This window comes from Testudinibacter sp. 'clade 2' (genome assembly GCF_006227735.1).
Lineage (GTDB): Bacteria > Pseudomonadota > Gammaproteobacteria > Enterobacterales > Pasteurellaceae > Chelonobacter.
In genome coordinates this window covers 1-2906 of sequence record NZ_VDHB01000188.1, presented here as the reverse complement: position 1 = coordinate 2906, position 2906 = coordinate 1, and the positions used below count along the sequence as shown (strand labels likewise).

Genomic DNA, 2906 nt, shown 5'->3' with positions numbered 1-2906 from the left:
AATCCCAACAACAATTTATTGTTGTATCGGAGCTGGCAAAATCTAAAACACCTTCTGAGCGTAGAAGTGCGGTAGGAGATTGTATTCGATTCAGTGATGGCGTGAATATCAATCTGGAATCGGTACAAGACACTTATTCCAACCGCAGCGACAATAAAAACAGCGGTTGGAGCGTGGGTGGTTTTATCGGCACAAACGGCAACAGTTATGGTTTTGGAATTGAAGGTTCAGCACAGGCAGGAAAAGGGCGGGAAAACAGCGACAGTGTCACCCAGAAAAACACGGTGCTGAACACCGACAACTTGACACTCAACAGCAAAAATGACACCAATATTAAAGGTGCGGTGGTGAATGCCAAACGGCTGGACGGTGAAATCGGCGGTGACCTGAATATCGAAAGTCGCCAAGATACCAACCATTATGACAGCCAACAGACCCAAGCCGGCGCCAGCGTGGCGATTTACGGCAGTGGCAGCAGTGCCTCGGTGAACGCCAGCCACAGCAGCGCCAAAGTGAACTCTGCGCAAGTGAACGAGCAGTCGGGGCTGAGAGTGGGTGAAGAGGGCATGAGCCTCACTGTTGGCGGCAACACCCATCTGAAAGGCAGGGTGATTGACAGTCAAGCCACAGCGGATAAAAACCACTTTAGCACCGGCACGTTGACGACGGAGAATATTGAAAACCACAGTGAAGTCAGTATGCAGAGTGTCAGCGTGGGAATGTCCACTTCGGGGCCATCACCGATGCAAGCGATAGGGCTGGCAGCGAGTTTAGCAGGCAATGTCAATAAATCGGACAGCGCTACCACGCAAAGTGCGGTCAGTCAAAACATCAATCTGGACGTGAGAAACGGCGAAGTGCCGACCGCACTTTCGCGCGATACGGTAAACGCTAATCAAAAGGTACAGCAGTTTGATAAAGCAGAGTATCAAGAACGGTTGGAAGCGGCGCAGGTGATTGGCGATATTGCGAAGAATGCGGTGAATCTGGCGACCTATGAAGAGCGCACCGAATCTGCCAAGTTGAAAGACCGGGCGAAGGATGCGGAGAAAGCAGGGAACCGGGTTTTAGCCGCAGATTTATCCGGACAGGCTGCAGCATTGGATAAAAAAATCGATGCCCAGTTTGGTATCGGCTCAACCAATGGGCAAGCAATCGCTGCGGTGACGGCGGTGCTACAAGGTTTGGCGGGCGGCAATGCAGGACAAGCGATTGCCGGTGGATTGTCACCGTATGTGAACAGCCAAATCAAAGCACTGACCGGGGACAACACCGAAGCCAACATCGTTGCCCATGCGTTATGGGGTGCGATTGAGGCACAGGCAAGCGGCAACAGCGCTTTAGCAGGCGCAACTGCGGCAGCGAGTGGTGAAGTGGCAGCCGCGTTTTTAACCGAACAGCTTTACGGCAAAGCGCCGAAAGACCTGACGGCGAGTGAGAAGGAAACGATTTCGGCACTGAGTCAAGTGGTTGGCGCATTAAGTGCGGTCACTATTACAGACAATAGCAGTGACGGTTACCGTGGTGCGGAAGTGGCGAAGAGTGCGGTTGAGAATAACTTTTTAGGTAAAGCTGAGCGAGCTGAATTAAGGAGATTGTCTGAAAAAGGAACCTTAACAATAGAAGAGGCGATAAGAGCAAAATATTTATTAGATAAAGACCCTTATTCAGAAAAACTATTAGCACAGTATCAAGCTGATCCGTCGTCATTGACATTTGAACAACATCAACAGTTATTCGCTTATTTAAATGATTACGGCATAGCTCCAGAACAAATAATACGTTTGCAGAAACCAGCATTTAGCCCTGAAATAACAAATGATTATCGTGATTTTAAAGAGCGTATAAATACAGTTATTTCTCAGCATAATCAACTGGAAAGAAGAATTGCTGACGGTGTTTCGACAGGAATTGTAACAATCGGGGTAACAAAAGGTGCTCAAGTGATCTCTGCGGTAAGTTCAAGCTCGACTAAAGCGGTTTTGGGTATATCGGGCGTTTCTAGTGTAGCAGGACAGTATTATTCTGAGGGTACAGTAGATCCGCTTAAAGTCGTCGTTGATGTAGGAACGGGCTATGCGACAAAAAATACCAAGCTATTAGGAACGATAGCGGGAGGACTGGTAAATGGTGCAGCTAATTCGGCAATTGATGGTAAGTCATTAGAGGTTGGCGCAGTGGTCGGTGGTGTTTCGAACGCACTTGGCTATGGGGCATCGAAAGGAACCTATCATTTTGTAAATAATCAAGTAAATCCTATTTATAAAGAAATGTGGGTGCCGTTGAATAAGGAGCTTCCTTTTATTGAAAAATCGACTAGAAATGATTTTAAAGCATCGGTTGTGGGTAATGTATTAGGAGAGGGGTTTAGTAAAATAAGTTCCACATTCATTGAAGGAAATATTATAAACAATGATAAAAATAAAAGAGGTGCTCATAATGATTAAGCTTTTTTATTTTATTAAGATATATGCTTTTCTTGTGGTCGGATTACTTTTTTGTTATTTTTTATTTATGGTCGGCTTGTGGATTATTTTCTATTTTGTATATGATGATTTTGTTTTTGATTTTTATTTAAAAAAAATGTTGATTTTTGCTTTTAAGTGGAGTTTTCCTGTTTCTATAGCATACTATTTTTTTATACCATCTAGATATAATGTAATTAATTCGAATAGATTTCATGATTAAGGTTTTGAATGAATATAGTAATTACGATATTTATAGAGAAGCAACAAAAACACTAAAAAGAAAAAAGCGGCACAAGTTCAGTTGGCTGATGCGGAGCAAGCGATAGCAAAATACGGCAAAGGCGGCGCTATCCAAATGGCAGTGCGCGCCGTGACCGGGGTATTGCAAGGCATTGCAACCGGCAGTGCCGAAAGTGCGGTTGTGGGTGGCGTGTCACC

General features: G+C 45.1%; 1 protein-coding gene. It reads left to right on the top strand.

What is annotated here, in order from left to right; all coding sequences use genetic code 11:
• A partial coding sequence (locus FHQ30_RS12355) for a hemagglutinin repeat-containing protein (RefSeq protein WP_176552698.1) occupies positions 1 to 2447 on the top strand: 2447 nt, incomplete at its 5' end.
• Positions 2448 to 2906 lie beyond the last annotated feature (459 nt).